This window comes from Citrobacter sp. Cf125 (assembly GCF_030333935.1).
Classification (GTDB): Bacteria; Pseudomonadota; Gammaproteobacteria; order Enterobacterales; family Enterobacteriaceae; genus Citrobacter; species Citrobacter freundii.
The window spans coordinates 155,341-181,014 of the sequence record NZ_JAOWEY010000022.1 but is presented as its reverse complement, the minus strand read 5'-3'; the positions used below and the strand labels follow the sequence as shown (position 1 = coordinate 181,014).

Sequence of the window (25,674 nt, the reverse complement as noted above, 5' to 3'; positions counted from 1 at the left end):
CACCGGAGTCAGCGGTGTTTTCTACACTCCAGGTAATATTCACTGGAGGCATGACATTATGGCGAACACCATCACGGCAGATGAGATTCGGGAACAATTTTCGCAGGCAATGTCAGCAATGTACCAGCAGGAAGTCCCGCAATACGGCACGTTGCTGGAACTTGTCGCTGATGTGAATCTGGCGGTACTGGAAAATAATCCGACGCTGCATGAAAAACTGGCGAATGCGGATGAACTGGCCCGGCTAAACGTTGAGCGCCATGGCGCTATTCGAGTGGGTACCGCGCAGGAGCTTTCTACGCTGCGCCGAATGTTTGCCGTTATGGGCATGTATCCGGTGAGTTATTACGATCTCTCCCAGGCAGGCGTCCCCGTACATTCCACAGCCTTTCGTCCCATCGACGATGCCTCGCTATCGCGCAACCCGTTTCGGGTATTCACCTCGTTATTACGGCTCGAACTAATCGAAAACGCCGCGCTGCGGCAAAAAGCCGCTGAGATCCTCGCGAAACGCGATATTTTCACTCGCCGTTGTCACGAGCTGCTGGATGAATTTGATGCGCAGGGCAGTTTTACATCTGAACAGGCGCAAGAGTTTGTGCATGAAGCGCTGGAAACATTCCGCTGGCATCAGCACGCCACGGTCGATGAAGAGACCTATCACGCATTGCATAACGAACACCGGCTGATTGCCGATGTAGTGTGTTTCCCCGGTTGCCATATCAACCACCTGACGCCGCGTACGCTGGATATCGACCGGGTGCAGTCGATGATGCCGGAATGCGGCATTGAACCGAAAATACTGATTGAAGGGCCGCCACGCCGCGATGTGCCCATTTTATTACGTCAGACGAGTTTCAAAGCGCTGGAAGAACCGGTGTTGTTTGCCGGTGAAATGCGCGGCACTCACACGGCACGTTTCGGTGAAATCGAACAGCGCGGTGTGGCCCTGACGCCGAAAGGTAGAGCGTTATACGACGAATTGCTGAATAAAGCGGGAACGGGGAAAGACAATCTGACGCACCAGTTACATCTTCAGGAGGTGTTCAAGGCGTTCCCGGACAGTGAGTTTCTGCTGCGCCAGCAGGGACTCGCCTGGTTTCGTTATCGACTGACGCCATCAGGCGAAGCGCATCGCCAGGCAATCCGTCCGGATGACGACCCGCAACCGCTCATTGAGCGAGGGTGGCTGGTTGCGCAACCCATCACCTACGAAGATTTTTTACCGGTGAGCGCCGCAGGGATTTTCCAGTCCAATCTGGGGAATGAAACGCAGGCTCGCAGCCACGGGAATTCCAGCCGCGACGCGTTTGAACAGGCGCTGGGTTGCGCGGTTTATGACGAGCTTGCGCTGTATCAGGAGGCGCAAGAGCGAAGTAAACGTCGGTGTGGTTTACTTTAATGGAATTTACATGGGATTCGGTCTGTTCCCATCGACATAAAATATTTTCGATTTTGTACAGATAATCGGCGACCAACAATTGGATTATTAATGAATTTTGTCTAGAGTGAGCGGTCAGAAATGTGCACTCTCTTGCCGCTGATTTTGACCGGCGCGGGACCATTTACACGACCAGAAGGACTCACTTTCAGGCATGAATCGCAGACGATTTATTAAAGGTTCAATGGCAATGGCCGCCGTGTGCGGAACCAGTGGTATTGCATCACTCTTTTCCCGCGCCGCCTTTGCGGCAGAGTCTGACATTGCAGACGGAAAAACCGTACGTTTTGATTTTTCCGTTCTGCAATCGATGGCCCATGACTTAGCACAGAAACCCTGGGGCGGCGCACCGCGCGCGTTACCGGACACGCTGGCGAAACTGACGCCGCAGGCCTATAACAGCATTCAATATGACGCAGAGCAGTCTCTGTGGAATAACGTTGAAAATCGTCAGCTTGATGCGCAGTTCTTCCACGTGGGAATGGGTTTTCGTCGCCGTGTACGCATGTTCTCGGTTGATGGCAGTACGCATATGGCGCGTGAAATTCACTTCCGTCCGGAACTGTTTAAATATAACGATGCGGGCGTGGATACCAAACAGTTGGAAGGGCAGACTGACCTCGGATTCGCCGGGTTCCGTGTTTTTAAAGCGCCAGAACTGGCCCGCCGCGATGTCGTTTCTTTCCTGGGTGCCAGCTATTTCCGCGCCGTGGATGACACCTATCAGTACGGTTTATCGGCCCGCGGTCTGGCGGTAGATACCTACACCGACAGCAAAGAAGAATTTCCTGATTTCACCTCTTTCTGGTTCGAGACGGTTAAACCGGGCGCAACCTCCTTTACCGTGTATGCACTTCTCGACAGCCCAAGCGTAACCGGTGCATTCAAGTTCGTGATCCACTGCGAGAAAACGCAGGTGATTATGGATGTGCAAAACCACATCTATGCGCGCAAAGACATCAAGCAGCTCGGCATTGCGCCGATGACCAGCATGTTCAGCTGCGGTAACAATGAGCGTCGAATGTGCGACACTATTCACCCGCAAATTCATGACTCCGATCGTCTGGCGATGTGGCGGGGCAATGGCGAGTGGATCTGCCGCCCGCTGAATAATCCGCAAAAGCTGCAGTTCAACGCCTATACCGATAACAACCCGAAAGGGTTTGGCTTGCTGCAACTCGATCGCGACTTCTCCCATTACCAGGACATCATGGGCTGGTATAACAAGCGTCCAAGCCTGTGGGTCGAACCGCGCAACCAGTGGGGCAAGGGGACCATCGGCCTGATGGAGATCCCGACGACCGGCGAAACGCTGGATAACGTTGTCTGCTTCTGGCAGCCTGAGAAGAAGATCAAAGCCGGCGATGAGCTGGAATTCAAATATCGCCTGTACTGGAGCGCTCAGCCACCGGTGCGTTCACCGCTGGCTCGTGTGATGGCGACCCGGACAGGCATGGGCGGTTTTCCGGAAGGATGGGCGCCGGGCGAGCACTACCCGGAAAAATGGGCGCGCCGTTTTGCCGTTGATTTTGTTGGTGGCGATCTAAAAGCTGCTGCGCCGAAAGGCATTGAACCGGTGATTACGCTCTCAAGCGGTGAAGCGAAACAGATTGAGATCCTCTACGTGGAACCAATCGACGGTTATCGCATTCAGTTTGACTGGTATCCGACCTCTGACTCAACCGATCCGGTAGATATGCGTATGTTCCTGCGTTGTCAGGGTGACGCCATCAGCGAAACCTGGCTGTATCAGTACTTCCCACCAGCGCCGGATAAACGTCAGTACGTTGACGACCGCGAGATGCGTTAATCACTCTCTTTACGGCTCTCCTGATGGGGAGCCGTATCTGCATTCATCCTCATAACGACTCTGTACACTATTTACTCGATCCTGTTCGCATTTTTCTGTATGGCAAATGGGTACTCTGTGAGTGTGTATTTCTTATACACGTTCTTGTCCACTAACAGGGAGAAAGTATGTTTCCAGAATACAGAGACCTTATTTCCCGACTGAAATCCGAGAACCCTCGCTTTCTGTCCTTATTCGAAAAACACAACAGCCTTGATCATGAGATCTCCAGACTGGAAGGTTCGGATGGTCGGGGGTATAGCTTGGACATTGTTCGTCTTAAGAAACAGAAACTCCACCTGAAGGAAGATTTGCTCAAAATTTTGCAAAGAGAGAGTGTCAGTGAGAGCTAAGTAGAATGGCGCTTGCTGTGTAAAAGGGCTTCCAGCGAGAAAAGGAAGCCCTTCCTGTTTTAGGTGTTAATCGACCATCACGCGTTTGTTCGTCGCCCCCCAGAGGATCGACATTTCAGTGAACAGCGCGCCGCTAATTTCTTCGACTTCTTCTGCGCTAACCTGCGCATTTCCCTGTTTACCGAACAGTATCACTTCATCGCCAGATGCAACCTGCGGTAAATCGGTCACATCGACGATCACGGTATTCATGGATGTTTTACCCAGGACCGGAACCCGCTGGCCGCGGATCAGCACGTGTCCCGCGTTACTGAATACACGGCGATAACCATCGGCATAACCTGTCGGGATATTGGCCAGAACGGAATCACGTTTAAGGGTATAGGTTCTGTCATATCCGACGGTGTTTCCTTTGGGGTAATGGTTTACCGACGCGATGGCGGATTTAAATGTCATGACGCGTTTGTATTCGGTGCTGGCGATGGTATCGCCATAAAAAATACCGCCAACACGGACCATGTCGAGCCAGGACTCAGGAACGGTCAGGGTGGCGAACGTATTCGCAACATGCAGGGTGACATCTTCGCGTTTAAGCCCGGTAATTTTCAGTACCTGGGCCGATTGCGTATTGAAACGGGCCAGATCGCGTCTAACCACCGCAGCATCTTCTTCCGGGAAATGCGACATGATGCCAACAATTTTCAGGCCGGGTAATGCGGAAATGGCGCGGGCTTCTTCCAGACCTGCAGCGGTACTGACTTCCAGACCGTTACGCGACATACCGCCAGAGTTCAGTGCCAGATGAATACGAATGATTTTACCTTTCTCCTGAGCAATGGCACTCAGACGCTTAGCCATATCCAGATTACCGATCAACTCTTCGGTATCGAAGTCCGCTGCCTGGCGCATCTCTTTTTCCGTCGCGTTGCGAACGCGCATGAGCTGTGATGTATAGCCTGACTGGCGAACGGTTCTAATCTCCTCATTGCTGGCGATGCCAATACATTGCACGCCGTTTTGCATCATCACCGGTGTTACCAGTGAGAGATCGTGGCCATACGCGTCTCCTTTAAGAATGGCGCACATCCGGGTTTTATCTGCCAGCAGTTGCTGAACTTTATGAATGTTATATTCCAGTGCGCTACGGGAAATTTCCAGCGTGGTATTATCCACGACCTGTTGCTGATTGACTGCAAAGGGAACGGGGCCTGCTTGAGTGGAGGAAACGGGTTGGTGACAGGCGGTAATCAGTAAAAGCGGAATAAGTGCTAAACGACCCAAAGGTGCTGCCATGCTTGCTCCTTAGCAATAAAGTGAAAGTGTTATTGTCATCATTACGGTCTATCCATGAGGGGATACCCGGATCACCAGAGTAACGGGTTCCACGCCAGAGATTCTTTCTAAGTGATTGCTGTTACAGCATAAAAATAAGACTTCCCCGACTCTAAACAGAGTAATATCGGCTACTGCCAGTCAGAAATGCCCCGTTTACGATTGCAAAGGAGATAAACATGTCAGAAATAATAATCGTTAGTGACGCGCTGGAACTGCGTGCCGTCGAAGAACAACACGTCCCCCCTCTGCATCAGTTGGTGCTTAAAAATAAAGTCTGGCTCCAGCAGTCGCTGAACTGGCCGCAGTTTGTGACTTCTGTGGAGGACACCCGCAAGAATGTGCAGGGCAATATGATGTTGCACCAGCGCGGCTACGCCAAAATGTTCCTTATTTTCGAACAAGGGGAGGTGGCTGGCGTTATCTCGTTTAACCAGATAGAACCGCTGAACAGAGCCGCTTATATTGGTTATTGGTTGGACGAAGATCACCAGGGCAAAGGTATTCTGTCTCAGGCGCTACAGGCATTGATTCAGCATTATGCGCAGCGCCAGGAGATTCGCCGCTTCGTGATTAAATGTCGTGTAGATAACGTCAAGAGCAACCAGGTGGCGTTGCGTAATGGCTTCCAACTGGAAGGATGCTTACGACAAGCGGAGTTCCTCAATGGCGATTACTATGATGTGAATCTCTATGCCCGCATCATTGATGACTCTTCAGAATAAACCGGCGATAGGGGTGCGCGTAATACGTTGTTCGCCGTTGATCACTTTTGGCCCGCGCAGATGGATCGCATCGCCATCAAAGGCTTCAACTTGGGCCTGACCGGTTATCTCAATATGATGCTCGATCAGCACTTCACCCAGAATACAGGCGTGGCCTTCAATCAGGATGTGCCCATCCAGCAGAATTGGGCCGCCGCGTAATTTTGCATGCCCCCCGACCAGCACATGGTGCTTCAGCACACAGTTACCTTCAACCTCCGCGTGTTCCGCCACCTGCGAGCTATAGCGCAGGGTAGGAATGGCGTCTTCATCAGTTCCGGCGATGACACGCGCATGTCCATAGACTTTAGCGCAATCGCAGATCCAGACATTATTCTCTTCGTTACCTTCTACCCGTGCAAAATCAAAAACTTCAGCCCGATGTTCTATAAAGGCATAGTTGATAATTGCATCACCATAGATCTGCACCTGATGCACCACGCGTGAATTGCTGACTGTCGCCCGATCGTAAATTTGCAGGAGCTGGTCGTTTTCACGAGTAAGTCCTTTGGCGGCGATAATTTCAGAGTCACACACAACGCGCGCATCACCGCAGAGAAGGCACTCACCGCGAACAACAGAATCCCGAATGGTGACGTTGTCACGTATTTGCGCGTTATGGCTGATTTCTGCTCGGTCAATCCAGGCGGCATCACCAATCTGCGCGCCATCTCTGACCACGCTTGCCTGTGTAATACGGGCATTTCCGGATATCGTCGCGCCGGAAAACGCGAGCGCATTCTCATCGTAAATCCAGCAATCGCCACTTTGCGAAAGCACGCTTTCATCATCAATCCAGCCACCGAGCGTACCGGCTTTAACATCATTAAAATCAATGAGCGCAATTATCTGGCGTAGTAATACGCTCTTTTTATTGCCATTATCCTGGTAACTAAAGGCGCGAGGTTCATCGCCCAGACGATATTTGGTCATAGCTCATTTCCATGTTGCGCACCTTAGTTAAACGTAGCAAAGTTTTCCGTACTGGCTAAATTCGTGGAAATTCCATAAAATGCATTTCAAATATACTTTAAAAAATAAACAAAATGAGTAAGAGCAAGCAAAGTGAGCGAGTCCTCAATCTTCCGGCCGGTTATTTTGGCATGGTACTGGGCATCATCGGGATGGGGTTCGCGTGGCGATATGCCAGCCAGGTATGGCCTGTAAGCCACTGGATTGGCGACGGTTTAGTGATCCTTGCGATGGTCATCTGGGGATTGTTGACGCTGGCCTTTATTAGTCGTTTACTGCGTTTTCCTCATAGCGTACTGGCGGAAATTCGTCATCCGGTGATGAGCAGTTTTGTCAGTCTGTTTCCGGCTACAACGATGCTGGTCGCGATTGGTTTTGTCCCGTGGTATCGACCGCTGGCGATTGTGTTGTTCAGCATCGGCGTGGTGATACAACTGGCGTATGCAGCCTGGCAAACGGCTGGATTATGGCGTGGCGAGCACCCGGAAGAGGCCACCACACCGGGTCTGTATCTGCCAACCGTTGCCAATAACTTTATCAGCGCCATGGCCTGTGGTGCGCTTGGCTTCAACGATGCCGGGTTGGTGTTTTTGGGCGCAGGGGTATTTTCCTGGCTCAGCCTCGAGCCGGTTATTCTGCAGCGTTTACGAAGCTGCGGCGAGCTGCCGACGGTTTTACGGACTTCACTTGGTATACAACTGGCGCCTGCGCTGGTCGCCTGTAGCGCGTGGCTTAGTGTGAACGGTGGCGAGGGAGATACGTTAGCCAAAATGCTGTTCGGCTATGGTCTGCTGCAACTTCTGTTTATGCTACGCCTGATGCCGTGGTATTTGTCACAGCCGTTTAATGCGTCTTTCTGGAGCTTCTCGTTCGGCGTGTCGGCACTGGCGACTACGGGGCTGCATTTAGGGCACGGCAGCGAGTCAGGTTTTTTTCATACGCTGGCGATCCCGCTGTTTATTTTTACCAATTTTATCATTGCGCTATTACTGATACGTACGTTTGCATTGCTGATGCAGGGAAAACTGCTTATTCGCACCGAACGTGCTGCATTACTGAAATCTGAGGATAAATAATGATCCGTTGTGACGAAAACTACTTTACTGAGAAATATGATTTGACCCGCACGCATTCCGATGTCGTCGACGCGGCGAAAATTGTTGCCCCGGGCAAAACGTTAGATCTGGGCTGCGGGAATGGCCGTAACAGTCTGTACCTGGCGGCCAACGGTTATGACGTTACCGCATGGGACAAGAATCCGATGAGCATCGCCAATCTGGAACGCATTAAAAACGCGGAAGGGCTGACTAATCTGCACGCTGAGGTGGCGGATCTCAATGCGCTAAACTTTGACGGTGAATATGATTTTATTCTTTCTACCGTGGTGATGATGTTCCTGGACGCGAAAACCATCCCGGGCCTGATTGAAAATATGCAGCGCTGCACCAATCCTGGTGGGTATAACCTGATCGTCGCGGCAATGGATACCGATGATTTTCCGTGCACCGTTGGGTTCCCGTTTGCGTTTAAAACAGGGGAGTTACGCCGTTACTACACAGGTTGGGATCTGCTGAAATATAACGAAGACGTAGGTGAGCTTCATCGTACGGATGAGCACGGCAACCGAATTAAACTACGCTTTGCAACAATGCTGGCGCGTAAAACGGTCTGACCTGCCCATTTGTGATAACTCTTTCTACGTTCAGCATTTTTTTCGTGCTGAATATTAAGAAAACGTTAAGATAAAATTGTGCGGCCTTACCATTTTTAGTTCATCCAAAATGATTTCCTTTTGCTATTATTTCAGATGCATATCTGCAAATACTAAGGGATCGTTCCATGCGTGCTCAAACTTTATTTAAAGTTGCAGTGCTTACGGGTTTACTGGCGTTATCAGGCTGTGCTTCAAAAATAACGCAGCCTGATAAATATTCAGGTTTTTTAAAAGATTACTCCGGCCTGAAGGAAACAAAATCTGCAACCGGACAGCCGGTGCTGCGTTGGGTTGATCCCAACTTTAATGAGTCTAAATACGATAACATCGTTTATAACCCGATCACGTATTATCCGGTTCCTAAACCAACCACCCAGGTCGGTCAGCAGGTTCTTGATAAGCTGTTGAGCTATACCAATACCCAAATGAAAACTGCCCTGGCAAAACGTAAACCGCTGGTTACGACGCCAGGCTCGCGCAGTCTGATTTTCCGCGGGGCAATCACCGGTGTTGCTACCAGCAAAGAAGGGCTGCAGTTCTATGAAGTGGTCCCGGTTGCACTGCTCGTTGCGGGTACGCAAATGGCGACGGGGCACCGTACCATGGACACGCACCTCTTTTTCGAAGGTGAGTTGATTGATGCGGCAACCAATAAACCTGTCATTAAAGTTGTACGTCAGGGTGAAGGTAAAGACCTGAACAACGAAAGTACGCCGATGGCGTTCGAAACGTTGAAGAAAGTTGTTGATGACATGGCGACTGATGCTTCCATGTTTGACGTAAATAAAAAACAATAATAACGAAGAACGCACCATCCCTGGATGGTGCGTTTTTTTATGCCGCCCGGCGACGATATACGAGTTTACCCATCAGCGTTTCTGGTCGGGCAAACATCACCAGATTCCCCAGCAAAATCAATACTAATCCCACAATCGCATTAACCTGCCAGACATACCCTTCATACAACGTAGACAGCGTTAGCGCCACCAGTGGAAAAAGCAGTGTACTGTATGCCGCTTTACTGGGACCAATGCGTCCGACCAGCGTGAAATAGGCGCCGAAGGCGATTACCGAACCAAAAATAGCCAGATACAACAGCGCACTGAGATAACTGAAGGTCCAATGTGGCGTGAAGCTGTCGCCGCGCACCAGCGCAATGGTAGCAATCAACACGGTGCCGTACAGCATCGCCCAACTGTTGGTGGTCATCACCTCGAGACCTTTTTTCTGATGACGCAGACTTATCATATTGCCCAGTGAGAAACCAAAAGTGCCGAGGGCGCTTAAACCAATCCCCAGCAGCAGCGAGTGATTCAACCCGCTGTTGACCAAATCCTGCCAGAACAAGGTGACGATACCTGTCAGCCCCAGCCCGGCGGCAACATAAAAGCGTCCTGGTGGTTTTTGACCAAAAAACAGGTAGCTATTAACCGCATTGAACAGGACCGCCATCGAGAAAATGACGGATTCGAGACCGGTATTGATCCACGCAGCGGCAGTGTAAAAACACCAGAAGTTAAAGCAAAAAACGCATCCACCTTGTAACAGACAAAACAGATGGTCGCGTCCGGAAAGCTTACGCAATTTCCCGCTGATCAGCAGGATGGCTATCATCACGGTGCTGGCGATGGCAAAGCGCCAGAAGATGGAAACTGGCGCCGCAACCGGGCCTTGTTGCAGGTAAATCGCAATCCATGTCGTTCCCCAAATCACCACCACCAGGCAGTACAACAGTCCGTTCATACAACTCTCTCTTTTTGGTCTTCAGGCGCACACTGTGCCACGTCGGGTAGCAGGGGGCTTTCATCGGCTTGCGGTGGACTTGCAAAATCTTGCGCTTTTTTTAGTGTAAAGGTGAAAAGGAAGCTGTTAACGATATGTAGCTGATATAGACTGAAAGCCTGCTAACTTATTTTGAATGTGATGGTATGTCTCAGCCCTACGGTGCCTTTGAAAACTTACGCAAACACAATGCCGTGCTGCACGAGTCGGTTGCGTTACATTCGGGGATCCAACTGGCTGCCTGGTCAAACAAGCGCGACACCATTACCCAGTATTGCGATCACCACACGCTCAGTTTATACATCGCGGATGGCTACGAGAGTTATCACAAAACGGCGGGAGGCTGGAAGAATGGCGGCGGACCGGATCGTTTTTGCCTGATGCCAAAAGAGAGTGAGTCCAGTTGGGATATTCGTGACGATCTTTCCTTTGTTCATCTCTATTGTACCGATGCTCACCTGCGCGAAGTGGGTGAAAAAGTCTGGGACAAAAGCCCCTATAGCTTCACGCTGGACGAGCATACTTTTGGCAGTGACCCGGGGATCACGGCGGTTTACCGTCAGTTTTTGCTTGGTAACGACTGGCTGCAACCCGCTAATCACCTCACGCTTAGCGCGGCATCTTCACTACTGTTAACGCATCTGATCCAGCATTACAGCAACGTTCAATGGCGACTTCCCGTTGTCACCGGAGGGCTTGCACCTGCCACCTTGCGCAACGTGCTGGCCTATATTGAAGCACATCTGGCGTATCCCATAACGTTGAGCGATCTGGCTGGTGAGGCAGCGCTAAGCGAATTCCATTTTGCCAGAATGTTTCGCCAGTCGATGAATATGGCGCCGCATCAGTTCGTCATGCAACGCCGTATGGCACTGGCGCAGCAACTGGTCTGTTATTCATCACGCAGTCTGTCGGATATTGCAATGGCCTGCGGATTTAGCTCGGCGAGTCATTTCAGTAACCGGTTTAAACAAGTGACAGGTAAAACACCAACGCAGCTACGCGCGGCGAAATAACGTCAACACTGCGTAGCAAATACCGCCGACAACCAGCCCCCAGAATGCAGACCCAATGCCAAATACCGTCAGACCACTGGCCGTAACCAGAAAAGTTACGATGGCCGCATCGCGTTCAGCTTCATTATGTAAGGCTTGATATAAACTACCGCTAATCGTGCCGAGTAATGCAAGACCAGCAAGCATCTGGATCCAGCTTACGGGCAGGGCTGCCATCAGTCCTGTAACCGAACCGCCAAACACCCCAGCCAGAAGATAGAAGACGCCTGCTGCCGCTGCGGCGAGCCAGCGCCGATTTGCATCCGGATGCGCTTCAGGACTTTGGCAAATTGCGGCGGTTATGGCGGCGATGCAGATGGAATAGACGCCAAAAGGTGAAAATAGCAGCGCCAGTAGACCCGTAAAAACAATCAGAGGGGAAACGGGTAACGAATATCCTGATGCTTTCATGGTCGCAATACCGGGGGCATTTTGCGAAGCCATAGTGACCAGAAATAATGGTAGTGCAATGCTGATACTGTGGGGTAATGAAAAGTGCGGGGTAATAAACGCTGGGATAACCGGTGACAGATTAACATCATTAGTGACAATGTCACCTTTCATCAAGGCGATGGCAATACCCACTAACATCGCAGCGATAACGGCATATCTTGGGGCAATAACTTTTAGCACCAGCCATGCCACCAGCATACTACCGCACAAAATAAGCTCACTGTTCAGGCTATCAAATGCCTGCAAACCAAAACGCAGTAAGATCCCAGCCAACATGGCTGATGCCAGCGAGTGGGGAATGATTTTCATCAGGCGGGCAAACAGTCCGGTTACGCCGCACAGCACAATCAGCGCGTTAGCCACGATAAAAACGCCGATGGCATCCTGAATAGATACCCCGTGCAGGCCCGTCACCAGCAGCGCGGCACCGGGCGTTGACCATGCGGTAAGTACAGGAGCGCGATACCACAATGTCAGCACCAGCGTACTGACCCCCATTGCTAACCCCAGTGCGGTCATCCAGCCTGCAATTTGCCCGGTAGTCGCACCTGCGGCGAGTGCCGCTTGCCAGATAATGGCCGCCGAACTGGCATAGCCAACCAGGACCGCCACAAAACCCGATAATACAGTGGGCAGGGGGATGGAGAATGCACGCATATTCACTCCGTGTGCGTTATAACGGTCAATCACTGTAGCACTGTGCGTTATAGCGTACAAGTGCTAAACTGTAGCCCCGAGTAAGGAGAGCGACGAAGGAGAAAATGGACAACTTAACCCACTATCTGGCCACAACGCTCAGGACATTACGTCACCAGCGGGAATGGAGTCTTTCGCGTCTGGCGGAGGAAACTGGCGTCTCAAAAGCGATGCTGGGGCAGATTGAACGTAATGAATCCAGTCCAACGGTGGCGACATTGTGGAAAATTGCCACTGGGCTGAACGTCCCGTTTTCAACGTTTATTTCACCACCAGAGTCAGACGGCACGCTAACATTCGATCCCCAGCAGCAGGCAATGGTCGTCACGCCGTTGTTCCCGTGGGATCCTCAACTGTGCTTCGATCATTTTTCGATACTATTGGCGCCCGGCGCGCTCAGTGAATCTACTCCGCATGAGACCGGCGTAATAGAGCACGTGGTGGTGATTAATGGTCTGCTGGATATGTGTATTGAGGGGCAGTGGCGCACCCTTAAATCTGGTGAGGGTGTCCGTTTCGCCGGAGATATGGCACACAGTTACCGTAACAGCAGCGAACAAACGGTGCACTTTCATTCGCTGATCCATTACCCGCGCAGTTAATCGGGAAAACTATTCCGAAAAGCTGCGCTTGTGACTACAATAGCCGCCATTTTTACCGCTTGTGGATGGTAACAACTGTATGCGCCAGCAGCCTCATCACCTTGAATTGTTAAGCCCGGCTCGGGATACCGCCATTGCGCGCGAAGCCATTTTGCACGGCGCAGACGCCGTTTACATTGGTGGACCGGGTTTTGGCGCGCGCCATAACGCCAGTAATAGCCTGAAAGATATCGCCGAACTGGTGCCTTTCGCCCATCGCTATGGGGCGAAAATCTTTGTGACGCTAAATACTATCTTGCACGATGATGAACTGGAACCCGCGCAGCGGTTAATTACCGATTTGTATCAGACCGGTGTTGATGCTCTGATCGTACAGGATATGGGGATTCTGGAACTGGATATTCCCCCGATTGAACTGCATGCCAGCACCCAATGTGATATTCGCAGCGTTGAGAAGGCGAAATTTCTTGCTGATGTCGGATTCACCCAGATTGTCCTTGCGCGCGAACTGAGCCTTGAGCAAATTAACGCCATCCATCAGGCTACCGATGCGACCATTGAGTTTTTCATTCACGGCGCGCTGTGCGTTGCCTATTCAGGTCAGTGTTATATTTCACATGCGCAAACCGGACGCAGTGCTAACCGTGGCGACTGTTCCCAGGCTTGCCGTCTGCCGTATACCCTGAAAGACGATCAGGGACGCGTGGTGTCCTATGAAAAACACCTGCTGTCGATGAAAGACAACGATCAGACCGCCAACCTCGGCGCATTGATTGACGCAGGTGTGCGTTCCTTCAAAATTGAAGGGCGCTATAAGGACATGAGTTATGTAAAGAATATTACCGCGCATTATCGCCAGATGCTCGATGCCATCATTGAAGAGCGCGGCGACCTGGCCCGTTCATCAGCGGGACGTACCGAACATTTCTTTACCCCATCCACGGAGAAAACCTTCCATCGTGGCAGCACCGATTATTTTGTGAATGCCCGTAAAGGGGATATCGGCGCATTCGACTCACCAAAGTTTATCGGTTTGCCGGTCGGCGAAGTCCTGAAGGTGGCGAAAGATCATCTCGATGTTGAGGTGACAGAACCGCTGGCTAACGGGGATGGCCTGAACGTGTTAATCAAACGTGAGGTTGTTGGATTCCGCGCCAACACCGTGGAAAAAACGGGGAACAATCGTTATCGGGTATGGCCGAATGAAATGCCTGCCGATCTGCACAAAGTGCGTCCGCATCATCCGCTGAATCGCAACCTCGATCATAACTGGCAGCAAGCGTTAACCAAAACCTCCAGCGAACGCCGTGTTGCGATCGATATTGAGCTCGGCGGCTGGCAGGAGCAGTTGATTCTGACGCTCACCAGTGAAGAGGGCGTGAGCATTACCCATACGCTGGATGGCCAGTTTGAGGAAGCGAACAATGCGGAAAAAGCATTGAGTAACCTACAGGACGGACTGGCAAAACTTGGGCAGACGATGTACTACGCCCGCAATATTCAGGTGAATCTGCCGGGCGCGCTGTTCGTGCCAAACGGTCAACTAAATCAGTTACGACGTGAAGCCGTTGATATGCTGGATGCAGCGCGCCTGCAAAGCTATAAGCGCGGTAGCCGCAAACCAGTATCCCAGCCTGCGCCGGTTTATCCGCAAACGCACTTGAGTTTCCTGGCTAACGTCTACAACCAAAAAGCGCGTGAGTTTTATCACCGTTATGGCGTTCAGTTGATTGATGCAGCCTATGAAGCGCATGAAGAAAAGGGCGAAGTACCGGTGATGATCACCAAACATTGCCTGCGTTTCGCCTTTAACCTGTGTCCGAAACAGGCGAAAGGGAACATCAAGAGCTGGAAAGCGACACCGATGCAACTGGTTAACGGCGATGAAGTCCTGACGCTGAAATTTGATTGCCGACCGTGCGAAATGCACGTGATCGGCAAGATGAAACATCACATTCTGAAGATGCCGTTGCCGGGTAGCGTCGTGGCTTCGGTCAGTCCGGAAGAACTGATGAAGACACTGCCGAAGCGTAAAGGTTAATCGTTAGCTCAGATGCGTATCGGGTTTGCGTGATTTTTGCCAGTGATGGTGTTCACGAAGATCGGCGGCGGATTCTTCCGCCGTCACTCGCAGCTCATCGCTGTCGGCCGTGTGTCGTAGTAAATGATCGGCATCCTGCACCTGAAGATATTCATGTCCCTGATTAGTAGCGAAAAGTTGACCGGAAAAAAGCGCGCTGGCCAGCAATAACACTGTTAACCCTTTCTTAAACATCATGCACCCTCTGGTACGTTAGCTGCGGAATTGGCGATAATTTCGCCTGGTGACTATTCAATATTTTAATCGGGATAATGACAATCTCTGTTTTGTCATTTTGATGTTTTTTACATTTTTGTTTAGTCGATGTTGGGATTTGTAACACCCGGGCAGTGCAGCGCTGCCCGGGTGTTATCAGGGAGAGATTCAGGACTTAAATCCGGCGGCCGTCATCAGGAGACGAAAGAACATGCCAACAGCGGCGAGGGCCAGCACGCTGCCGCCCCAGAGGATCACCAGCCACATCAGGCGTTTCCAGATTGTTTGTTGCATCAATGATACCCCTCACCATGTTGAACTTTGCCGCGGAAAACGTAGTAGCTCCAGAAGGTGTACACCAGGATTATCGGGATAATCAGCAGTGCGCCAACCAACATAAAGCCCTGACTTTGCGCCGGAGCCGCCGCTTGCCAGAGCGTAATGGACGGCGGAATGATGTGTGGCCAGATACTGATCCCCAGCCCGCTAAACCCGAGGAAAATCAGCCCCAGTGTCAATACAAAAGGCAGCGTATGGCAGTTATGTTGCCCCAGCGAACGCCACAGCCAGATGCTGATAAGCGCAACCAGCAGCGGAACCGGCATCAGGAACCACAGGTTGGGCAGACTAAACCAACGCTCGGCAATCGCGCTATGCGCCAGTGGTGTCCACAGGCTGATAATGGCAATCACAATCAACATTGCCAGCAGCAGTTTTTTGGCCACGCGACGCATTTTATCCTGCAACGGATTTTCACTTTTCATCACCAGCCATGTCGCTCCCAGCAGGGCATAGGCTACAACCAGGCCAACGCCGCAGAACAACGTGAACGGGGTCAACCAGTCGAAAGGACCGCCGCTGTAGCTGCGACCGGTAACGGAAAATCCGTTGAGTACGGCACCCACCACCACGCCCTGGGTGAATGTCGCCAGGATTGAACCGCTGAGAAAGGCTTTATCCCAGAATGGTCGATGCGCCGGCGTGGCCTTGAAGCGAAACTCAAACGCGACGCCGCGAAAAATCAGGCCGATTAGCATCAGGGTCAACGGGATCGTCAGCGCATCGACAATCACCGCATAGGCCAGCGGGAACGCGCCAAATAACCCGGCCCCGCCCAACACCAGCCAGGTTTCATTCCCATCCCATACGGGAGCGACGCTGTTAACCATCACATCGCGGTCATCAGCGTCCTGAATCGCGGGGAATAAAATGCCAATCCCGAGATCAAAACCGTCCATCACGATATACATCAGCGTGGCGAATACGATAATCACAAACCAGATAACTGATAAATCGATACCCATTAGCGATGAGCCTCCGGTTGAGAATCAAGGACGGCAGCCGAAAGCGGCCGGGCAGGCGTGCCGGTTGGCGGAATTGTTGAGTCATCTTCATGTGGCCCCTTGCGGATCAGGCGTATCATGTAGCTGTAACCCACACCAAACACTGAGCTGTACACCACAAAGAAGGACAGCAGGCTGATGCTCATATGTAAATCACCATGTGCGGAAACCGCATCCGCCGTACGTTGCAGACCGTAAACCACCCACGGTTGACGGCCAACTTCAGTGGTCACCCAACCGGCAAGGATGGCAATCAGACCTGAGGGGCCCATCCACAAGGCAAAGCGCAGGAAAGGGCGCGAGGTGTATAAACGCTGCTTATAGCGCAGCCACAGGGCAAAAGCGCCCAGCAGGATCATCAGCATGCCTAGCCCGGCCATTATGCGAAACGACCAGAACACCATAGTTGAGTTAGGCCTGTCTTCTTTAGGAAACTCTTTTAGTGCCGGGACCTGTTTGTCCAGGCTATGGGTCAGGATCAGACTGCCCAGGGCAGGAATTTCCAGCCCATAGCGGGTGCGTTCCTGCTCCATATCCGGCCAGCCGAAGAGTAGTAGCGGGGTTGGTTCGCCGGGCGGATTTTCCCAGTGCCCTTCAATCGCAGCAATTTTTGCCGGCTGATGCTTCAGCGTATTCAAACCGTGCATATCGCCAATCAAAGCCTGCAGCGGGGCGACGATTAACGTCATCCATAGCGCCATTGAGAACATCGCGCGAATAGCCGGGGTGTTATTCCCGCGCAATAAATGCCATGCACCTGACGCTGCGACAAACAACGCGCTGCTGAGGAAAGCGGCAACGGACATATGCAGTAAACGATAAGGGAATGAAGGATTGAAAATAACGGCGAACCAGTCAACGGGAACGACCTGGCCGTTAACTATTTCATAGCCTTGCGGTGTCTGCATCCAGCTGTTAGAGGCGAGGATCCAGAAGGTTGAAATAATGGTACCCAGTGCGACCATGCAAGTGGCAAAGAAGTGAAGCCCTGGGCCAACCCGGTTCCAGCCAAACAGCATTACCCCGAGAAAACCGGCTTCAAGGAAGAAGGCGGTGAGCACTTCATAGGTCAGAAGCGGCCCGGTGATGCTACCGGCGAACTCGGAAAAACCACTCCAGTTGGTACCGAACTGATAAGCCATCACCAGCCCGGAAACTACACCCATACCAAAGTTTACGGCGAATATTTTCGACCAGAAATGGTATAGCGAACGCCAGGTGGGATTTTTCGTCTTTAGCCATAACCCCTCAAGTACTGCCAGATAACTGGCGAGGCCGATGGTAATGGCCGGAAAGATGATGTGAAAGGATACCGTAAACGCGAACTGGATCCTCGCCAGGTGAAACGCGTCAAGACCGAACATGCTTAACTCCGCAGGCAAAATTGATTTGGCGCAATTCTAAGCCTGAGAAGCAATGCGGGGCAGAAACAGAACAGTTCTTTTTAACCATAACAGTTGCAGTGTTGTTATAGGTTGTACACGCTGATATGAAATCTGGAAGCTGGATTCCTGTTATTAAATAGCGTCCTCCCCACGTTAGTAATTCTGCAATATTAATAGCAAGGTAATTAAAAGGTAATCATAAATGTTTACTTTGTGTGTATAAAGGTTCTTCTGCTGAATGCCTTCCTTGAATCAAAAATCACCCAGCAGGAGCTGGCGAACAGGATCGGCAGACCTAAGCAGGAGATCACCCTTGCTGCGCGCGCCTTAGGCAAAGAGCTGGCGTTAACGATGTTGTAAAACTGTTAACTATAACAGTTATAAAAAACACCCTGATTATGTAAACTGATATACACAGTGATTGTCACCGACACCGGTAATCAGGATCAAAAATGAAAAAGTACCAGCGACTGGCAGAGCAAATTCGCGATCAAATTGCGTCTGGTGTATGGCAGCCAGGCGATCGCTTGCCTTCCTTGCGTGAGCAAGTGGTCAGCAGCGGAATGAGTTTTATGACCGTCGGACACGCATACCAGTTGCTGGAAAGCCAGGGGCGGATTATCGCCCGGCCGCAGTCTGGTTATTATGTCGCCGCGCGCCCCGAACGTGAACTGGCAGCGCCGCAGGTGCAGGTCACGCGCGACGAAGCGGTGGATATCAATACCTATATTTTTGATATGTTGCAGGCCAGCCGGGATGCGTCAGTGATGCCCTTTGCCTCCGCATTCCCCGACCCGCGTCTGTTTCCACTTCAACAGTTGAACCGCTCGTTGGCGCAGGTGAGTAAAACCGCCACCGCCATGAGTGTGATTGAAAACCTGCCCCCGGGGAATGCTGAGCTGCGTCATGCCATTGCCCGTCGCTATGCTCAACAGGGGATGACCATTTCACCGGACGAAATCGTCATCACCACCGGGGCGCTGGAAGCCCTCAACCTGAGCCTGCAAGCAGTCACTGAACCGGGTGACTGGGTGATTGTCGAAAACCCCTGTTTTTACGGGGCGTTGCAGGCCCTGGAGCGATTACGTCTGAAGGCGCTGTCGGTAGCCACCGACGTTAACGAGGGGATCGATCTTGCCGCGTTGGAGCAGGCGTTACAGGAGTACCCGGTAAAAGCCTGCTGGCTAATGACCAACAGCCAAAATCCGCTGGGTTTTACGCTCAGCGCAGAGAAAAAGGCGCGTCTGGTTGCCTTGTTGGAAAAATACCACGTAATGCTGATTGAAGATGATGTTTACAGCGAGCTGTACTTTGGCCGCGAAAAACCGCTACCTGCCAAAGCCTGGGATCGCGCCGACAGCGTTCTGCATTGTTCGTCTTTCTCGAAGTGTCTGGTGCCAGGATTTCGTATTGGCTGGGTGGCAGCAGGGAAACATGCCCGGCGTATTCAGCGACTCCAGCTAATGAGTACTTTATCTACCAGTTCGCCCATGCAGCTTGCACTTGTTGATTATCTTTCAACCCGGCGCTATGACGCGCATTTGCGACGCTTGCGTCGGCAGTTGGCGGAACGTAAACAACAGGCCTGGCAAACGCTGCTGCGTCATCTTCCGGCGGAAGTCAGAATTCACCACAACGACAGCGGTTATTTTCTGTGGCTGGAGCTGCCGGAACCGCTTGATGCTGGTGTGCTCAGTACCCATGCGCTGGCACATCACATCAGCATTGCGCCGGGGAAAATGTTCTCGACCTCGGGAAGCTGGACACGTTTTTTTCGTTTTAATACTGCATGGCACTGGGGAGAGCGCGAAGAGCAGGCCGTAAAACAGCTTGGCAAATTAATTCGTGAAATGATGAAATAAACCATAACGCGCTATTCAATATAAATGAATAGCGCATTCTTATTTTCGAAATAGTGAATGCTGAACCACGGTATTATTTATATCGGGTGCGGCCATACAAAATATCAATAGTTAATACTATTGCCACCTCTGCATCTAACTCCTTGTCTATACTCCAGAAGATTACCCCCTAGGTCAGAGTCTGTAGCGTAATGAGCGTTAGCTCACAACCTGATTAAATTTCCTTGCACCAGCAGGAACGCTTACAACACCCCGACTATTTTTAGAAAAGGACATATATTTACGGCAAGGCTGCCGCTCAATATTTTTTCGACAGGAGTAAGACGTTATGAGCAAGCAACTTGCCCTCAGTAGCCTGTGTGCCTTCAGCATGACGCTGATGACTGCGCAGGCAGCCGAACCCCCCACATCATTAGATAAACCGGAAGGCCGCTTGGATATTATTGCCTGGCCGGGTTATATCGAACGTGGGCAAACCGATAAACAATATGACTGGGTCTCGCAGTTTGAGAAAGATACCGGCTGTGCGGTCAATGTAAAAACGGCGGCCACCTCTGATGAGATGGTCAGCCTGATGGCTAAAGGCGGTTACGACTTGGTAACCGCTTCTGGTGATGCCTCACTGCGCCTGATAATGGGAAAACGCGTTCAGCCGATTAATACTGCGCTTATCCCTAACTGGAAAACCCTTGATCCGCGAGTGGTAAAAGGGGAGTGGTTTAACGTTGGCGGTAAAGTTTACGGTACGCCATACCAGTGGGGACCAAACCTGCTGATGTATAACACCAAAACCTTCCCAACGCCGCCGGACAGCTGGAACGTGGTATTCGTTGAACAAAATCTGCCTGACGGGAAAAGCAATAAAGGTCGCGTTCAGGCTTACGATGGCCCGATCTATATTGCCGACGCCGCATTATTCGTTAAAGCCACCCAGCCGCAGTTGGGTATTACCGACCCCTATCAGCTCACTGAAAAACAGTATCAGGCGGTGATCAAAGTCCTGAGCGATCAGCACGCGTTGATCCATCGCTATTGGCACGATACCACCGTGCAAATGAGCGATTTCAAAAACGAAGGCGTAGTGGCGTCAAGCGCCTGGCCTTATCAGGCTAACGCCTTGAAAGGCGAAGGTCAGCCAATTGCCACGGTCTTCCCAAAAGAGGGGGTTACCGGATGGGCTGATACCACCATGCTGCACAGTGAAGCGAAACACCCGGTTTGCGCTTACAAATGGATGAACTGGTCATTAACCCCGAAAGTACAGGGCGACGTAGCGGCCTGGTTTGGTTCTCTGCCAGTGGTGCCTGAAGGTTGTAAAGCCAGCCCGTTACTGGGGGAAAAAGGCTGTGAAACCAACGGCTATAGCTATTTCGACAAAATTGCCTTCTGGAAAACGCCGATTGCCGAAGGTGGAAAATTCGTTCCTTACAGTCGCTGGACGCAGGATTACATCGCCATTATGGGTGGTCGTTAATTCCGCTGGGGGTTTTATGACGTACGCAGTGGAGTTTCATAACGTCTCGCGTTTGTATGGGGATGTTCGTGCAGTAGATGGGGTGAGTATTGCGATTAACGACGGTGAGTTTTTCTCTATGCTGGGGCCATCCGGCTCCGGCAAGACCACCTGTCTGCGCCTGATTGCCGGGTTTGAGCAACTGTCAGGCGGCGCGATCACTATTTTTGGTAAACAGGCCAGCGAATTACCGCCCTGGGAACGGGACGTCAATACGGTATTTCAGGATTACGCGTTATTCCCGCACATGTCGATCCTCGACAACGTCGCCTATGGGCTGATGGTTAAAGGCATTGATAAAAAACAACGCCACGCGAAAGCACGTGAAGCACTGGATAAGGTCGCACTCGGTTTTGTTTATGAACGTAAACCGTCGCAGCTTTCCGGTGGGCAACGTCAGCGTGTGGCTATTGCCCGGGCGCTGGTCAATGAACCGCGCGTCCTGCTGTTGGATGAACCGCTCGGGGCATTGGATCTCAAACTGCGTGAGCAGATGCAACTGGAGCTGAAAAAATTACAGCAATCCCTTGGCATCACCTTCATCTTTGTCACCCACGATCAGGGTGAAGCCCTGTCGATGTCCGATCGGGTGGCGGTGTTTAATAACGGTCGCATCGAACAGGTGGATTCTCCGCGTGAACTTTACATGCGTCCGCGGACGCCGTTTGTGGCAAGTTTCGTCGGAACGTCAAATGTCTTTGATGCGACGATGTCGGCGAACGTTTGTGGGCTACAGGGTATGTTCTCCCTACGTCCCGAACACATTCGCTTGAATGATGCCGGAGGAGAAGTCCAGGCCCGGGGTGTTATTCAGGCGGTGCAGTATCAGGGGGCGGCGACGCGGTTTGAGCTGAAACTTGCCGGAGGGGAAAAACTGCTGGTTAGCCAGGCGAACCTGACGGGAGAAATGCTACCGTCAACGTTGTCGCCGGGTCAGCAGGTGATGGCATCATGGTCCCGCGACGTGATGGTACCGCTGGTTGAGGAGAGGTGAATGGCTATGAACGTCTTACATTCGCCTCCTCAGTCGACAAGCCTGAACCGGATCTCAGGTTACTTCTGGCGTAATCCGGGGATGGGGCTGTTTTTGCTGCTCCTTGGACCACTGATGTGGTTTGGCATTGTCTACTTCGGCTCATTACTGACGCTGTTGTGGCAAGGTTTTTATACCTTCGACGATTTCACTATGTCGGTCACGCCGGACCTGACGCTGGCGAATTTGCAGGCGCTGTTTAATCCTGCTAACTACGACATCATTTTGCGTACCCTGACGATGGCGGTGGCGGTCACCATTGCCAGCGCGATTCTGGCGTTTCCGATGGCGTGGTATATGGCGCGCTATACCAGCGGCAAAATGAAAGCCTTTTTTTACATTGCCGTAATGTTGCCAATGTGGGCCAGCTACATCGTTAAAGCCTATGCGTGGACGCTGCTGTTAGCTAAAGACGGTGTGGCGCAGTGGTTTTTAACCCATCTTGGGCTGGAGCCGCTACTGCTTTCGTTCCTGACGCTGCCTGCGGTAGGTGGCAATACGTTGTCAACTTCAGGCTTAGGGCGCTTTCTTGTGTTCGTCTACATCTGGCTGCCGTTTATGATCCTGCCGGTACAGGCCGCGCTGGAGAGACTTCCGCCGTCACTGTTACAGGCCTCCGCTGATTTGGGCGCGCGTCCGCGTCAAACCTTCCGCTATGTGGTCCTTCCGCTGGCAATACCCGGTATCGCTGCGGGATCTATCTTTACCTTCTCTCTGACGTTGGGCGACTTTATCGTGCCACAGTTGGTGGGACCACCAGGCTATTTCATCGGCAACATGGTGTATTCGCAACAAGGGGCGATCGGCAATATGCCGATGGCGGCGGCATTTACTCTGGTGCCGATTGTGTTAATCGCACTGTATCTGGCGTTCGTGAAGCGTCTGGGAGCTTTCGATGCACTCTGAACGCGCGCCCTGGTTACTCAAACTGGCGGCATGGGGCGGGGTTATTTTCCTGCACTTTCCCATCCTCATCATCGCCACCTATGCTTTTAATACTGAGGAGGCTGCTTTTAGTTTTCCACCGCAGGGATTAACGCTGAAGTGGTTTAGCGTTGCGGCGCAGCGTAGCGATATCCTGGAGTCTGTGACGTTGTCACTTAAGATCGCTGCGTTGTCGACCGCTATTGCCCTTGTTCTGGGGACGCTGGCCGCGGCCGCGCTGTGGCGTAGGGACTTTTTTGGCAAAAGTGCAATATCGCTGTTGCTACTGTTGCCGATCGCGCTGCCGGGCATTATTACCGGCCTTGCGCTGTTGACGGCGTTTAAAACCATCAACCTGGAACCGGGTTTTCTCACGATCGTAGTGGGCCATGCGACGTTTTGCGTGGTGGTGGTGTTTAACAACGTTGTGGCGCGTTTTCGCCGTACCTCATGGAGTCTGGTTGAAGCGTCTATGGATCTTGGCGCCAACGGCTGGCAAACCTTTCGTTACGTCGTGCTGCCCAATCTGGCATCGGCACTACTGGCGGGCGGGATGCTGGCGTTTGCCTTGTCGTTTGATGAAATCATCGTGACAACGTTCACCGCCGGACATGAAAGAACACTTCCTCTGTGGCTGCTCAATCAATTGGGCCGTCCACGGGATGTGCCGGTCACCAACGTTGTGGCATTGCTGGTAATGCTGGTGACAACACTGCCAATTTTAGGGGCCTGGTGGCTAACGCGTGAAGGCGACACTCTCGCCGGAAACGGTAAATAAACGACGATATGGGAAATTGCTATGCAACATCAATTACTGATTAATGGCGAGCTGGTCAACGGTGAAGGTGAAAAGCAGCCAGTCTATAACCCTGCCACTGGTGAACTCATTCTGGAGATTGCTGAGGCGTCAGCCATGCAGGTTGATGCCGCGGTGCATGCGGCAGACACCGCGTTTGCCACCTGGGGGCAAACCACGCCGAAAGTCCGCTCTGAACTGCTGCTGAAACTGGCGGACGCTATTGCCGATAACGCGCAAACCTTCGCTGAGCTGGAGTCACTTAACTGCGGTAAGCCACTGCACTGTGTCCTCAACGATGAAATTCCAGCTATTGTCGACGTTTTTCGCTTCTTTGCCGGGGCTGCACGAACTCTGCAAGGACAGGCGGCTGGAGAGTATCTGGAAGGACATACGTCGATGATTCGCCGTGATCCGCTCGGCGTGGTGGCCTCTATTGCACCGTGGAACTATCCGCTGATGATGGCGGCGTGGAAGCTGGCTCCGGCGTTGGCAGCGGGAAACTGTGTGGTAATTAAACCATCAGAAATTACCCCGCTGACGGCGCTTAAATTGGCCGAATTTGCCAAAGATATTTACCCGGCTGGCGTTATCAACGTCCTGTTTGGTCGCGGTAAAACGGTGGGCGATCCGCTGACCGGCCATGAAAAAGTCCGCATGGTTTCTCTGACTGGCTCCATTGCAACCGGTGAACACATTATTCAGCACACCGCGCCGTCAATTAAGCGCACACATATGGAACTGGGCGGCAAAGCTCCGGTGATCATTTTTGATGATGCCGATCTGGATGCGGTAGTGAGCGGCGTGCGGACCTTTGGTTATTACAATGCCGGGCAAGACTGTACCGCCGCTTGTCGAATCTATGCCCAAAAAGGCATTTATGACGCGTTGGTTGAGAAACTCGGCGCCGCGGTTGCCAGCCTGAAAATTGGTGCGCCGAACGACGAATCGACGGAACTGGGACCGGTAAGTTCGCAGTCACATCTTGATCGCGTGACTAAAGCTGTCGATGAGGCCAAAGCCCTGGGGCATATCAAAGTTATCACCGGCGGCAAGAAAGTGGATGGCGCAGGCTACTACTTTGCCCCAACGCTGCTGGCCGGGGCGAAGCAAGAAGATGCCATCGTGCAGCGGGAAGTTTTCGGCCCGGTGGTCAGCGTGACCGTATTTGATGATGAAGACCAGGTGCTGGCGTGGGCAAATGATTCGAAATACGGACTGGCATCTTCCGTCTGGACCCGGGATGTTGGGCGTGCGCATCGCTTTAGCGCTCGCCTGCAATATGGTTGCACCTGGGTCAACACCCATTTCACGCTGGTTAGCGAGATGCCGCACGGTGGGCAAAAACAGTCTGGGTATGGCAAGGATATGTCGGTTTATGGGCTGGAAGATTACACGATTGTTCGCCATGTCATGATCAAGCATGAGTAATCTTTTAAGCGCGAGCGGTAAATGGGGCACGGATAGCTAAATATCGGCAAACGTGTGTCTATACTATTCGCGCCACTG

The 25,674-nt window shown here is 52.0% G+C and carries 24 protein-coding genes and 1 pseudogene; 17 read left to right on the top strand and 8 right to left on the bottom strand.

Annotation, left to right across the window (positions count from 1 at the left end; genetic code table 11):
• The first annotated feature begins 58 nt into the window (after window positions 1–58).
• From hglS to OGV89_RS04990, 3 genes are all read left to right on the top strand, one after another.
• Entirely contained in the window at window positions 59–1,402 is a 1,344-nt protein-coding gene (hglS, locus tag OGV89_RS05000; RefSeq protein WP_286558232.1) for a 2-oxoadipate dioxygenase/decarboxylase HglS, read from the top strand.
• A gap of 193 nt (window positions 1,403–1,595) precedes the next feature.
• A complete protein-coding gene (locus OGV89_RS04995; protein WP_003836107.1) occupies window positions 1,596–3,251 on the top strand; it encodes a glucan biosynthesis protein D in 1,656 nt (551 codons plus the stop codon).
• A 167-nt stretch (window positions 3,252–3,418) separates the two neighbouring features.
• A complete protein-coding gene (locus tag OGV89_RS04990; RefSeq protein ID WP_003020276.1) occupies window positions 3,419–3,643 on the top strand; it encodes an HP1242/YdcH family protein in 225 nt (74 codons plus the stop codon).
• 66 nt (window positions 3,644–3,709) lie between these two features.
• Here OGV89_RS04990 and alr read toward each other — a convergent pair whose 3' ends face one another.
• Window positions 3,710–4,936 (bottom strand): alanine racemase, encoded by a 1,227-nt coding sequence (gene alr / locus OGV89_RS04985; protein WP_032935672.1) that lies wholly within the window; start codon window positions 4,934–4,936, stop codon window positions 3,710–3,712.
• Between the two features lie 218 nt (window positions 4,937–5,154).
• Here alr and rimL point away from each other — a divergent pair, with 218 nt between their 5' ends.
• The gene (gene rimL / locus OGV89_RS04980) at window positions 5,155–5,700 is read left to right on the top strand and encodes a 50S ribosomal protein L7/L12-serine acetyltransferase (RefSeq protein WP_032935674.1); all 546 of its coding nucleotides are present in this window, start codon (window positions 5,155–5,157) and stop codon (window positions 5,698–5,700) included.
• Here rimL and ydcK read toward each other — a convergent pair.
• The gene (gene ydcK, locus OGV89_RS04975) at window positions 5,692–6,672 is read right to left on the bottom strand and encodes a YdcK family protein (RefSeq protein WP_032935675.1); all 981 of its coding nucleotides are present in this window, start codon (window positions 6,670–6,672) and stop codon (window positions 5,692–5,694) included. The two genes, rimL and ydcK, sit on opposite strands and share 9 nt — an antisense overlap.
• A gap of 113 nt (window positions 6,673–6,785) precedes the next feature.
• Between ydcK and tehA the strand changes: the two genes are divergently transcribed.
• The 3 genes from tehA (at window position 6,786) to OGV89_RS04960 (ending at window position 9,222) form a co-directional block, all read left to right on the top strand.
• Window positions 6,786–7,787: a dicarboxylate transporter/tellurite-resistance protein TehA gene (tehA, locus tag OGV89_RS04970; RefSeq protein WP_003020259.1), complete on the top strand. Its 1,002-nt coding sequence runs from the start codon at window positions 6,786–6,788 to the stop codon at window positions 7,785–7,787.
• The gene (gene tehB, locus OGV89_RS04965; protein WP_003836119.1) at window positions 7,787–8,383 is read left to right on the top strand and encodes a tellurite resistance methyltransferase TehB; all 597 of its coding nucleotides are present in this window, start codon (window positions 7,787–7,789) and stop codon (window positions 8,381–8,383) included. The genes tehA and tehB overlap by 1 nt, the downstream gene beginning before the upstream one ends.
• A gap of 167 nt (window positions 8,384–8,550) precedes the next feature.
• A complete protein-coding gene (locus OGV89_RS04960) occupies window positions 8,551–9,222 on the top strand; it encodes a DUF3313 domain-containing protein (RefSeq protein WP_003020253.1) in 672 nt (223 codons plus the stop codon).
• Between the two features lie 37 nt (window positions 9,223–9,259).
• Here OGV89_RS04960 and OGV89_RS04955 read toward each other — a convergent pair whose 3' ends face one another.
• Window positions 9,260–10,168 carry a DMT family transporter gene (locus tag OGV89_RS04955; RefSeq protein ID WP_088902235.1) on the bottom strand — a complete coding sequence of 303 codons (909 nt, stop codon included), beginning with the start codon at window positions 10,166–10,168 and terminating at the stop codon, window positions 9,260–9,262.
• Window positions 10,169–10,353: 185 nt separating this feature from the next.
• Here OGV89_RS04955 and OGV89_RS04950 point away from each other — a divergent pair, with 185 nt between their 5' ends.
• The gene (locus tag OGV89_RS04950) at window positions 10,354–11,223 is read left to right on the top strand and encodes an AraC family transcriptional regulator (protein ID WP_049015554.1); all 870 of its coding nucleotides are present in this window, start codon (window positions 10,354–10,356) and stop codon (window positions 11,221–11,223) included.
• Here the strand turns inward: OGV89_RS04950 and OGV89_RS04945 are convergent.
• Window positions 11,206–12,372 carry a benzoate/H(+) symporter BenE family transporter gene (locus OGV89_RS04945; RefSeq protein WP_046670720.1) on the bottom strand — a complete coding sequence of 389 codons (1,167 nt, stop codon included), beginning with the start codon at window positions 12,370–12,372 and terminating at the stop codon, window positions 11,206–11,208. The two genes, OGV89_RS04950 and OGV89_RS04945, sit on opposite strands and share 18 nt — an antisense overlap.
• 104 nt (window positions 12,373–12,476) lie before the next feature.
• Between OGV89_RS04945 and OGV89_RS04940 the strand changes: the two genes are divergently transcribed.
• Both OGV89_RS04940 and OGV89_RS04935 read left to right on the top strand, forming a co-directional pair.
• Window positions 12,477–13,013: a helix-turn-helix domain-containing protein gene (locus OGV89_RS04940; protein ID WP_003836127.1), complete on the top strand. Its 537-nt coding sequence runs from the start codon at window positions 12,477–12,479 to the stop codon at window positions 13,011–13,013.
• A gap of 79 nt (window positions 13,014–13,092) precedes the next feature.
• Window positions 13,093–15,054 carry a peptidase U32 family protein gene (locus OGV89_RS04935; RefSeq protein WP_044710814.1) on the top strand — a complete coding sequence of 654 codons (1,962 nt, stop codon included), beginning with the start codon at window positions 13,093–13,095 and terminating at the stop codon, window positions 15,052–15,054.
• 3 nt (window positions 15,055–15,057) lie between these two features.
• On the opposite strand, the gene OGV89_RS04930 is transcribed toward OGV89_RS04935, so the two are convergent.
• The 4 genes from OGV89_RS04930 to OGV89_RS04915 form a co-directional block, all read right to left on the bottom strand.
• The gene (locus OGV89_RS04930; RefSeq protein WP_003020233.1) at window positions 15,058–15,288 is read right to left on the bottom strand and encodes a DUF2554 family protein; all 231 of its coding nucleotides are present in this window, start codon (window positions 15,286–15,288) and stop codon (window positions 15,058–15,060) included.
• A 189-nt stretch (window positions 15,289–15,477) separates the two neighbouring features.
• A complete protein-coding gene (locus OGV89_RS04925) occupies window positions 15,478–15,603 on the bottom strand; it encodes a DUF2474 domain-containing protein (RefSeq protein WP_003020230.1) in 126 nt (41 codons plus the stop codon).
• Window positions 15,603–16,613 (bottom strand): cytochrome d ubiquinol oxidase subunit II, encoded by a 1,011-nt coding sequence (gene cydB, locus OGV89_RS04920; protein WP_003020227.1) that lies wholly within the window; start codon window positions 16,611–16,613, stop codon window positions 15,603–15,605. Before cydB ends, OGV89_RS04925 begins: the two co-directional genes overlap by 1 nt.
• On the bottom strand, window positions 16,613–18,016 hold the full coding sequence (locus OGV89_RS04915; protein WP_003843730.1) for a cytochrome ubiquinol oxidase subunit I: 1,404 nt from the start codon (window positions 18,014–18,016) through the stop codon (window positions 16,613–16,615). The genes cydB and OGV89_RS04915 overlap by 1 nt, the downstream gene beginning before the upstream one ends.
• Window positions 18,017–18,250: 234 nt before the next feature.
• Between OGV89_RS04915 and OGV89_RS04910 the strand changes: the two are divergent.
• The 7 genes and pseudogenes from OGV89_RS04910 to patD all read left to right on the top strand — a co-directional run.
• A pseudogene (locus OGV89_RS04910) lies at window positions 18,251–18,397 on the top strand (type II toxin-antitoxin system HicB family antitoxin); the annotation flags it as partial.
• 92 nt (window positions 18,398–18,489) lie between these two features.
• The gene (locus tag OGV89_RS04905; RefSeq protein ID WP_003843728.1) at window positions 18,490–19,899 is read left to right on the top strand and encodes an aminotransferase-like domain-containing protein; all 1,410 of its coding nucleotides are present in this window, start codon (window positions 18,490–18,492) and stop codon (window positions 19,897–19,899) included.
• 328 nt (window positions 19,900–20,227) lie between these two features.
• A complete protein-coding gene (ydcS, locus tag OGV89_RS04900) occupies window positions 20,228–21,373 on the top strand; it encodes a putative ABC transporter substrate-binding protein YdcS (protein WP_003020212.1) in 1,146 nt (381 codons plus the stop codon).
• Between the two features lie 16 nt (window positions 21,374–21,389).
• Entirely contained in the window at window positions 21,390–22,406 is a 1,017-nt protein-coding gene (locus OGV89_RS04895; RefSeq protein WP_003020210.1) for an ABC transporter ATP-binding protein, read from the top strand.
• Window positions 22,407–23,351 (top strand): ABC transporter permease, encoded by a 945-nt coding sequence (locus tag OGV89_RS04890; protein ID WP_003843727.1) that lies wholly within the window; start codon window positions 22,407–22,409, stop codon window positions 23,349–23,351.
• Complete coding sequence (locus OGV89_RS04885) at window positions 23,341–24,147, top strand: ABC transporter permease (RefSeq protein WP_003020204.1); 807 nt, start codon at window positions 23,341–23,343, stop codon at window positions 24,145–24,147. The genes OGV89_RS04890 and OGV89_RS04885 overlap by 11 nt, the downstream gene beginning before the upstream one ends.
• A gap of 21 nt (window positions 24,148–24,168) precedes the next feature.
• Window positions 24,169–25,596: an aminobutyraldehyde dehydrogenase gene (gene patD, locus OGV89_RS04880; RefSeq protein WP_286558230.1), complete on the top strand. Its 1,428-nt coding sequence runs from the start codon at window positions 24,169–24,171 to the stop codon at window positions 25,594–25,596.
• Window positions 25,597–25,674 lie beyond the last annotated feature (78 nt).

What these genes read in the sequence shown, in the direction of transcription:
- hglS (WP_286558232.1), top strand. Translation starts at nt 59, where the DNA reads ATGGCGAACACCATCACGGCAGATGAGATTCGGGAACAATTTTCGCAG.
- OGV89_RS04995 (WP_003836107.1), top strand. Translation starts at nt 1,596, where the DNA reads ATGAATCGCAGACGATTTATTAAAGGTTCAATGGCAATGGCCGCCGTG.
- OGV89_RS04990 (WP_003020276.1), top strand. Translation starts at nt 3,419, where the DNA reads ATGTTTCCAGAATACAGAGACCTTATTTCCCGACTGAAATCCGAGAAC.
- alr (WP_032935672.1), bottom strand. Translation starts at nt 4,936, where the DNA reads ATGGCAGCACCTTTGGGTCGTTTAGCACTTATTCCGCTTTTACTGATT.
- rimL (WP_032935674.1), top strand. Translation starts at nt 5,155, where the DNA reads ATGTCAGAAATAATAATCGTTAGTGACGCGCTGGAACTGCGTGCCGTC.
- ydcK (WP_032935675.1), bottom strand. Translation starts at nt 6,672, where the DNA reads ATGACCAAATATCGTCTGGGCGATGAACCTCGCGCCTTTAGTTACCAG.
- tehA (WP_003020259.1), top strand. Translation starts at nt 6,786, where the DNA reads ATGAGTAAGAGCAAGCAAAGTGAGCGAGTCCTCAATCTTCCGGCCGGT.
- tehB (WP_003836119.1), top strand. Translation starts at nt 7,787, where the DNA reads ATGATCCGTTGTGACGAAAACTACTTTACTGAGAAATATGATTTGACC.
- OGV89_RS04960 (WP_003020253.1), top strand. Translation starts at nt 8,551, where the DNA reads ATGCGTGCTCAAACTTTATTTAAAGTTGCAGTGCTTACGGGTTTACTG.
- OGV89_RS04955 (WP_088902235.1), bottom strand. Translation starts at nt 10,168, where the DNA reads ATGAACGGACTGTTGTACTGCCTGGTGGTGGTGATTTGGGGAACGACA.
- OGV89_RS04950 (WP_049015554.1), top strand. Translation starts at nt 10,354, where the DNA reads ATGTCTCAGCCCTACGGTGCCTTTGAAAACTTACGCAAACACAATGCC.
- OGV89_RS04945 (WP_046670720.1), bottom strand. Translation starts at nt 12,372, where the DNA reads ATGCGTGCATTCTCCATCCCCCTGCCCACTGTATTATCGGGTTTTGTG.
- OGV89_RS04940 (WP_003836127.1), top strand. Translation starts at nt 12,477, where the DNA reads ATGGACAACTTAACCCACTATCTGGCCACAACGCTCAGGACATTACGT.
- OGV89_RS04935 (WP_044710814.1), top strand. Translation starts at nt 13,093, where the DNA reads ATGCGCCAGCAGCCTCATCACCTTGAATTGTTAAGCCCGGCTCGGGAT.
- OGV89_RS04930 (WP_003020233.1), bottom strand. Translation starts at nt 15,288, where the DNA reads ATGTTTAAGAAAGGGTTAACAGTGTTATTGCTGGCCAGCGCGCTTTTT.
- OGV89_RS04925 (WP_003020230.1), bottom strand. Translation starts at nt 15,603, where the DNA reads ATGCAACAAACAATCTGGAAACGCCTGATGTGGCTGGTGATCCTCTGG.
- cydB (WP_003020227.1), bottom strand. Translation starts at nt 16,613, where the DNA reads ATGGGTATCGATTTATCAGTTATCTGGTTTGTGATTATCGTATTCGCC.
- OGV89_RS04915 (WP_003843730.1), bottom strand. Translation starts at nt 18,016, where the DNA reads ATGTTCGGTCTTGACGCGTTTCACCTGGCGAGGATCCAGTTCGCGTTT.
- OGV89_RS04905 (WP_003843728.1), top strand. Translation starts at nt 18,490, where the DNA reads ATGAAAAAGTACCAGCGACTGGCAGAGCAAATTCGCGATCAAATTGCG.
- ydcS (WP_003020212.1), top strand. Translation starts at nt 20,228, where the DNA reads ATGAGCAAGCAACTTGCCCTCAGTAGCCTGTGTGCCTTCAGCATGACG.
- OGV89_RS04895 (WP_003020210.1), top strand. Translation starts at nt 21,390, where the DNA reads ATGACGTACGCAGTGGAGTTTCATAACGTCTCGCGTTTGTATGGGGAT.
- OGV89_RS04890 (WP_003843727.1), top strand. Translation starts at nt 22,407, where the DNA reads ATGGCTATGAACGTCTTACATTCGCCTCCTCAGTCGACAAGCCTGAAC.
- OGV89_RS04885 (WP_003020204.1), top strand. Translation starts at nt 23,341, where the DNA reads ATGCACTCTGAACGCGCGCCCTGGTTACTCAAACTGGCGGCATGGGGC.
- patD (WP_286558230.1), top strand. Translation starts at nt 24,169, where the DNA reads ATGCAACATCAATTACTGATTAATGGCGAGCTGGTCAACGGTGAAGGT.